The sequence below is a fragment of the Mesorhizobium sp. M1E.F.Ca.ET.041.01.1.1 genome, from assembly GCF_003997355.1.
Classification (GTDB): domain Bacteria; phylum Pseudomonadota; class Alphaproteobacteria; order Rhizobiales; family Rhizobiaceae; genus Mesorhizobium.
On sequence record NZ_RZSL01000326.1, the window covers coordinates 1 to 7000 of the forward strand.

The 7000-nt window shown below is 60.8% G+C and carries 9 protein-coding genes; 2 read left to right on the plus strand and 7 right to left on the minus strand.

All coding sequences use genetic code 11. From position 1 onward, the window contains the following. Positions 1-192: 192 nt before the first annotated feature. The 5 genes from EOA38_RS23225 to EOA38_RS23245 are packed head-to-tail and all read right to left on the minus strand — an operon-like array spanning position 193 to position 4722. On the minus strand, positions 193-966 hold the full coding sequence (locus EOA38_RS23225) for a hypothetical protein (RefSeq protein ID WP_127300340.1): 774 nt from the start codon (positions 964-966) through the stop codon (positions 193-195). Between the two features lie 8 nt (positions 967-974). Then, positions 975-3386, minus strand: coding sequence for a VirB4 family type IV secretion system protein (locus EOA38_RS23230; RefSeq protein WP_127300347.1), 2412 nt, complete (start codon positions 3384-3386; stop codon positions 975-977). Between the two features lie 2 nt (positions 3387-3388). Next, positions 3389-3697 carry a type IV secretion system protein VirB3 gene (locus EOA38_RS23235; protein WP_127300341.1) on the minus strand — a complete coding sequence of 103 codons (309 nt, stop codon included), beginning with the start codon at positions 3695-3697 and terminating at the stop codon, positions 3389-3391. 5 nt (positions 3698-3702) lie between these two features. Beyond that, positions 3703-4011, minus strand: coding sequence for a TrbC/VirB2 family protein (locus EOA38_RS23240; protein ID WP_127300342.1), 309 nt, complete (start codon positions 4009-4011; stop codon positions 3703-3705). 12 nt (positions 4012-4023) lie between these two features. Beyond that, complete coding sequence (locus tag EOA38_RS23245; protein WP_245480898.1) at positions 4024-4722, minus strand: lytic transglycosylase domain-containing protein; 699 nt, start codon at positions 4720-4722, stop codon at positions 4024-4026. 251 nt (positions 4723-4973) lie between these two features. On the opposite strand from EOA38_RS23245, the gene EOA38_RS23250 reads away from it, so the two are divergent. Together EOA38_RS23250 and EOA38_RS23255 are read left to right on the plus strand one after the other, a co-directional pair. Further along, entirely contained in the window at positions 4974-5507 is a 534-nt protein-coding gene (locus tag EOA38_RS23250) for a hypothetical protein (RefSeq protein WP_127300343.1), read from the plus strand. Then, positions 5507-6106, plus strand: coding sequence for a thermonuclease family protein (locus EOA38_RS23255; protein ID WP_127300344.1), 600 nt, complete (start codon positions 5507-5509; stop codon positions 6104-6106). The genes EOA38_RS23250 and EOA38_RS23255 overlap by 1 nt, the downstream gene beginning before the upstream one ends. On the opposite strand, the gene EOA38_RS23260 is transcribed toward EOA38_RS23255, so the two are convergent. Then, a complete protein-coding gene (locus EOA38_RS23260) occupies positions 6063-6347 on the minus strand; it encodes a hypothetical protein (RefSeq protein WP_127300345.1) in 285 nt (94 codons plus the stop codon). The genes EOA38_RS23255 and EOA38_RS23260 overlap by 44 nt on opposite strands. A gap of 256 nt (positions 6348-6603) precedes the next feature. Further along, on the minus strand, positions 6604-7000 hold a 397-nt coding region (locus EOA38_RS23265; protein WP_127300346.1), incomplete at its 5' end, for a DUF1173 family protein.

The following is a 7000-nucleotide window of genomic DNA, read 5'->3' on the forward strand; positions in this document are numbered from 1 at the left end:
CGTAGGCACCTGCGCAAAGGCGATGCCGCCAAAGCCAAGCAAGAGTGCCGCTGTTAACGCAATTCCACGCATAGCGCTTTCTCCTATTGAGCCTGATATTGCTTGACGGCCGACATCAGTTCGTCGGTCGTCATGGTGACGGGGGTGCTGTTGGCGTCCCTTTGGATTTGCGAAAGCATAGGCGAGACGTTTTCAACCGTGTCGGTCCTGCGCGGCGCCGTGCAGCCGCTGTCCGTCGACGAGCAGCATGGGTTGCCGGCCGTGCCGACGCCGCTCGAACCCCCCAGGGCAGCTCGTCGCTCCACCCGAGCCAGGCGGCGGGCCCGAGCCAGGCGGTGGGGGAGTGGGCACCACCAAGCCGGAGGATCCGCGGCTCGTCAGTGTGGCGGTGCCGATGTTTCGCACGTTGAAAGCTTGGGCGAAGAAGCCGGTTGCCTGGATCACCTCGTTGAAGGTCAGCCCGCCTTGGGCGCGGATTGCGCTGTTGCGGTCGAAGGCTTCCATGACCGTCTTGTCGGTCCCGATATCCTGACCCATGGTCTCGAAGACCTGCTTATTGGGGGCCACGGTCGACATGCTGCCGTTCATCCCGCCCAGAACCTGGCCGGTGCTGTCGAGCAGGCTTCGTTCACCGGCATTGCCGCCAACAGCGCCCGATCCCGACCCGGTCGAGGCGAACGCCGAAGAGCCCTCGATGTCGGGATTGGCCCGTTCCAGGGACGCCTGGCCACTCGCCGGATCGACCGAAGCCTTCGGGCTCTTAACGTTCTGCGCCTTTTTGGGCGTCGTCACCGAGCAATTGACGCCTTGCGTAGCGGACTTCGTGTCCTCCTGGATGAGCTTGATCTGAACCTTGTCGGCCTTGTCCTCGCTCCGCTGCGACAAGATCGGGCTGTCAGAAACCGGCACGGCCGCCATGGCCGTCGATCCCGCGAAAATCGTCACAAGGGCGGCCGTCGCGCCCACAATGGTCTTCATTCCGGGTCCCTCCCAAGAAAGATTGGCAACCAAACCTGCGGATCGTCGCCGACGCGCGCGCGCAGCGCGTCGAGCTCTTGAACCGTCTCAATTCGACCGGAGAGGATCTTGATCGCGTCAGGCATCGCGCCCAGATTGAGACGCGCAATGACGCTGTCCTGGTCATGCTTGATCAGGAATTTGCGGGCTTCGGGCGGGGTTTCGCGGATCCATTTGATCTCGCGCTCCGACAGCCCGAACGCCCTGTGCGATTCCTCATCCGCCTTCGGGTTGGGAAAAAAGATATTGGTCGGCGTCTGTTCGATCAGCGTGTTGGCGATCGACGACTTCACAATATCGGCCGCAGACTGCGTGCCGAACCCAATGATGCCATTCAACTTACGAATGGTTTTCAGCTTGTCCTTGATGAAGTAGCTGAAAATATCATTGTCCAGGAGCTTCCAGCCTTCATCGAGGAAGATCATGACCGGTTGCCCGTCGAGAAGCTCCTCTATGCGATGGAAGATATAGAGCAAGGCCGCCGTGCTGGTCGTTGCGTCGCTCAACACGCTGGTCATGTCGAAGCCGAAAATGGACGACATTGAAAACGAGTCTTCCGCGTTGTTGAACAACCAACCGCGCTGATCCGGCCTCATCCATGGCTGAAGGCGCGAAAAAAGATCGTCATCGCCGGAGCGCATCGCACCGCGCAACAGCTCGGCGAACTCCTCCATGGTTCGACCTTCGGGCGGCGCGCTCGCCACCTGGGCGATCGCGTTGCGGATGACTTGCTCCTCGCGCGTCGAGTGGGCGTGTCCGTCGGATCGACGCAGCATGAAGCTGAAAAGCTGGAACAGAAATTCCCGGTTGCGCGGCGTATCGGGAAGGTGCAACGGATTGAAGCCGGAAGGCTCACCGGCCTTCAGAACCTCATAGCGGCCGCCAAGCGACCGCACGAAGATATCCAGGCCCCTATCCTTGTCGATCATCACCAGCTTGGGGCGCGGCGTGATGCGCTGCGCCTGTGCCGCGAGAAATCCGAGCAACACGGTCTTGCCCGAGCCCGAGGGACCGTTCAGGGTGAAGTTGCCGAGGTCGCGAACATGGAAGTTGAAGAAGTAGGCCGTTTTCGACGTCGTCTCGAGGACGCTTATCGGCATTCCCCAATGAACCCCGCCAGTGCGGCCGCTCGGATAGTTATGGAAGGCCGAGAAGCCCGCCATGTTCTTCGAGGAGATCATGGATTTGCGCGCCACATAGGCGAAATTGCCAGGCAGGGTGGCCCAGAATGCAGGTTCACAATTCAGGTCCTCGCGAACCCACAGGGCGGACACCTCCGTCAGCGCCGTGCCGACATCGGTCACGCAGCGCGCCACGTCGTCCATGGTTTTCCCAAGGCACAGCACCGTCAGATGATGCAAGCCATAGAGCGCTTCCGAGGACAGAAGCTCATCGCGCGCCTCACCGAGTTGATCGGCCACGATCGAGCCGGCTTCATCCGACATGTCGATCTTGCGCCCGACCCGCTCCATCTGGGTCAGCGCCTGGGGCTTGTCGATGATGGCGAAGGATTGCGTGACGATGAATTCGTGCGGCACCTTCAGCATGGGGTTGAGCATCCCCGGTCCCGTAATGGAGGGGTACTCGCCCACCGAAATGATGGCGCCGTATCGCGTTTCGCCAGGAAACGCACCGCGAATTTCCAGTGCATTCGGCCCGAAGAACAGCCGCTTCGTCGCCAGCGCCTCCGCGAGCTTCATGCGCGGCAGTGCCATCGGCCGCTCAAACCCGCCATTGACAAGCTGCACCAGGAATTCCAGCGGCTCGGAATGCCAGACGTCATTGCGCTTGACGACGGTCAGAACCCGCGCGCCATACGCCTGCAGGCTCTCTCGGACGGCTTTCATCACGTCCGTGAGTTCGATCAGCGCCCGCTCCTCGCTCGAAGAGCGACCGTCCGCCGCCCGGCGTCCCAAAAGCTTGCGGATCACAAGATCCGCTGTCCCGACGGTTCCCTGCAGCTCGCGCCGCACGATCGTCAGGTAGATGTCGTTCACAAACATGCGCTGGGTGCGCAGGGCTGCCGTATATCGCCCATCCAACTCTTGGCAGAACTTGTTCTCGAAGCTCGACTCTATCGCCGGCTTCACCTCGCGGCGCACAATGTGCGAGTAGATCGCATAGCGGGAATTCGCCAACCCCCGAATGAGATCGTTGCGGCCGAGCAGGCGCGAATTGATCTCCGCGATATCGATCGTCTCGAAGCACAGCCCGCTCATGTGAACGAAGGACATCAACATGCCGTCCTGCGTCTTGATCACCTCGTCGGACACATGCCGTGAATAGGGTATGTGGGCCGAAACCGGGTTCTCCCGACGGGACACAGCCCCGAAACTCAGTTCATCACGAAGAGCCCGTGCGATCGCCATGGTCACACCCGATAACTGAGCGCGCCCCAGAAGCTGGCGTTTCGGGGCGGCATCTTTCGTGTACGGATGAACATGATCTCGATGAACATGGGATCGCGCATGATGGCGATCCTTGCAACCGCATAGAGCGGCACGCAGATACAGAGCATGACCAGATTATGGGTTGCGAGGAACACGACCGCGGTCAGCACGCCGATGAACCCCGCAAGCTCGTAGGGAATGCCGAGCACCGTCGGCGCTCGGGTCAAGCCCTTGACGAGCGGAGTGATCAACAATTTGGGCTCGCCAGGATCGATCCGGCCGTCTGCCATTCCGATCACCTGCCGACCGCGGATTGAAAGAATTCGACGATCTGGGCCGAGCCGAAGACCAGCACGATGCCCAAAACCCAGCTTCCGGCCACAAACCATGACAGGCGTGCCGCCCAGGCCATGAAGCCCATGAAAATGCAGAACAGAACCGCCAAAGCCGTCGCGATCGGACCGGGCAAGGTCTGCACCAACGTCTGCAGAGTGCTTTGCACCGGCTGGAGATTTCCGCCCCCGGCCACGGCCTGCGTTGCCAAGAGCATGAGCGGCATCGCCACACCAGTGCTTCGTGCAGCAATCATCTTCAACAAGGTCATCAAAGCTTCTCCTCAGTCAAAGTTTTGCACCATGCCGCCCTGCCAGACCGGCGCCGTCGCTTCGCGAGACGTCGTGGTGCCGCCATTGCGGGAATTGGTGCGGGATGTCGGATCATTTCGTTGATCCGCTGCGCCGGCCGCAGCCTGTTGAACACCGGCCAGATCAATCGCCGCGCCGGTCGGCATCACTGCCTCAGACCCGACCGATGGCCATTGGTAGAAATCGTTGATGACGTTGGCGACGTAGCCGACCGTCTCGGAGTAGGGCGGCACGCCCTTATATTTGAGAACCGCGACCTCGCCGGCATTGTAGGCGGCGAGCATGTATATCGGGTTCGGAAATTTGCGATGCAGATCCCGCAGAAAGGTGATCCCACCTTTCACGTTATCCGCGGGATCGCAGATATCGACACCGTAGCTTGCTGCCGTGGATGGCAGAAGCTGCATCAGGCCATAGGCCCCTCTGGGCGATAGCGCGTCGGTATTGAAACGACTTTCGGCCCGGGCAACCGCGAAAACGAGCGGCGGGGCAAAGCCTTGCTGGCGCGCGACCGTTTCGACGATCCGCTGCGCTACTTCCTTCGAAAGGGCAGCGACGCCGGGGCAGGGGTTGTCAGCCTTGGTCGATGTCACCGGAGCGGCCGCGCTGTCAGCGCCTCCCGGCGCCCCGATCCGCTGCACGTCCTGGCTCTCAACCTGATAGGCCGGCATCACCCGGCCATTCACGTCGACGGCAGCATTAACGATGCGCCTGGCAGGTGCCGTAACGCTGCCCTGGAAGTTCCAGGAAGCTTCCTGCGCAGACGCTGCTTGGCACGTCACCAGGATCGCAGCCGCTGCCAGGACCGTTTTATGGGATCGAATCACTAAAATAATCCTGCGCCGTTGCCGATTTCTCGATATCGAATTAATACAATGATCCGATGAACTGCAATCGCGAAATTGAGGTAGGCACAATGAAAATGAGCAGGGTTCTTCCCGTTGTGGCGTTTTTGCCGACCTTGGCGGCTCTGTCCTCGGCGCCGGCCCATGCCGATGACTTTGGCTGCAAGGTTTTGCTGTGCATCCTCAACCCGCAGGGTTGGGCAAGCGTCGGGGAATGTGTGCCTCCGCTCATGCGCGCTTTCCGTATGGTCGCGCATGGGGAGCCCTGGCCTCAGTGCCCCGAGGCCGGCAGTTCCGGTCGTATCGGATATGAGAAATTCAAACCCTGCCCGGACGACACGATCGCCGTCTCGCCCGATGCGGAATCGAGCGGGAGCCACAACAGCTCAAGCTTACAAACTGTCTACAAGCCCGACAGCAACGGCGCTTTCTGTGCTCCGCGGAATGCGACGAATGCCTCTTGGGGCACTTACCCGAGAGGTTCGGGTTACGGTACGCGTCCAACATCGGCGGTGACGCCGCGCGAGCGGAGGACGGAGCCAAACTATCTCGATCTCACGACGACCGACGGCAAACAGCGTTTCTGGTTCAATCTGAGCAGGTATCAATAATGAAGCCTGGCTTCGCCGCCGCCGGCATTCTCGCGGCCGTCCTCGCCAGTGTTCCGGCACTGGCCGAGGACAAACCCAATCCCTGGTTTCCGATCCCAGCCACGGCATCTTTCAGCACTGGCGACACCTGGACCTATGCCGGCGAGACCCACCGTCTCTATGGTGTTCAAGCCTGCTTGCGAGGCACTTATTTCACAAATGGGGCAGGGGGGCGTTTCGATTGCGGCGAGGCAAGCCTTGCCATGCTCGTCTCTCTCATCCGGGATCTCAAACCTCAATGCTACACGGCCGCCTGGCAGGCCGCGACCAAAACGCGCTTCGTCGTTTGCGTCGCACAGCCCACTTCAGGATCCGCGGCCGGTTCTCGCATCGATCTCGGCACGGCGCTGATCTCGACCGGCTGGGCGTTCGCGGCTGTCACTCCGAACGGCGCTCCGGTCCATGCCCCCTATATCGTCGCGCAGGAGGTCGCTAAAAAGCGGCACCTTGGCCTGTGGCAGTTCGCCGACGTGCCCGATCCGAATGCCATCATCCTCCGCGATATCCGAAACGCATCTAACCAGGCTGATCAGTCTTCGAATCCGCCTGCAAATCGATAACCGGTCCCAGGCGGGTTGGATCATACCGGCCACCCTGCAGAGGCCATCGCCGGATCACGAACGTGATGGCCAGCGCAATCGCCGAAATCGAGCCAAGAAAAATAGCCGCGATCAGCCCCGGCTCTCGCCAAAACGATAGACTGTCCCACTGGTTCCGAAGGCGGGCGCCGGACAGCACCAAAATCAGCACTGTTGCGATGACAATGCCCGCTCCCGGATCCATGTCGAATTTCTTCAGCATCGCTTTCTCCTTTCGCACTCCCTGTGGTCACGGCCCCGATCAACGATCGCTTCTAGCGCAAACACCCGGCGCCAGGCGCAAGCCCCAGGCTCAGCCTGCCCTCTGGGCGCGCAAGCTGTCGCCCGCGCTTCGTCGCTCTCACGGACGCTTGCCAATCGCATCCAATCATTGCCGTCTTCTGGCCTTTCGCTTGTTCACGATTTCTATTTCCTGGCTGGATCCAATGGCTGCGGCAGCCTCGCATCACTTCGGCTTTTCAGTTGTTCGGTCGATGTTCCAAAGGCCGCCTGCCGGGCGGAGCCGAAAGCCGCTGTTGTTTGCCCGGTAGCGCCGGTCGGGGGCCGCTTGCGTCCCAGCGCCAGGTCTCGAGCTCGCAGCTTGAAATCAGATGGTCGAATTGCGCCCGTACCGCCTCCTTGGCATCGTGCGGTACGACAAAAAGCGCGGTTCCCTGTTGGTCAACGTCGGTCAGAAGACCGAACGCCATCGGCACCTCCGGCAGCACGTTGTAGCGCAACGTTTTCACAAACCGCCGATGCTCCGCGGTCAGGACCTCGATCAGTTCCTTTTCGTCGTTGTGCTGAAACGGAACCCACGTCTCCGTCACGTTCATAAAGCCGATTTCGTCGATAGACAGAATGCCGGACGGCATC

Coding starts and splice junctions, on each gene's coding strand:
- EOA38_RS23230 (WP_127300347.1), bottom strand. CDS start 3,386: ATGGCGATCGCACGGGCTCTTCGTGATGAACTGAGTTTCGGGGCTGTG.
- EOA38_RS23235 (WP_127300341.1), bottom strand. CDS start 3,697: ATGGCAGACGGCCGGATCGATCCTGGCGAGCCCAAATTGTTGATCACT.
- EOA38_RS23240 (WP_127300342.1), bottom strand. CDS start 4,011: ATGACCTTGTTGAAGATGATTGCTGCACGAAGCACTGGTGTGGCGATG.
- EOA38_RS23245 (WP_245480898.1), bottom strand. CDS start 4,722: ATGCCGGCCTATCAGGTTGAGAGCCAGGACGTGCAGCGGATCGGGGCG.
- EOA38_RS23250 (WP_127300343.1), top strand. CDS start 4,974: ATGAGCAGGGTTCTTCCCGTTGTGGCGTTTTTGCCGACCTTGGCGGCT.
- EOA38_RS23255 (WP_127300344.1), top strand. CDS start 5,507: ATGAAGCCTGGCTTCGCCGCCGCCGGCATTCTCGCGGCCGTCCTCGCC.
- EOA38_RS23260 (WP_127300345.1), bottom strand. CDS start 6,347: ATGCTGAAGAAATTCGACATGGATCCGGGAGCGGGCATTGTCATCGCA.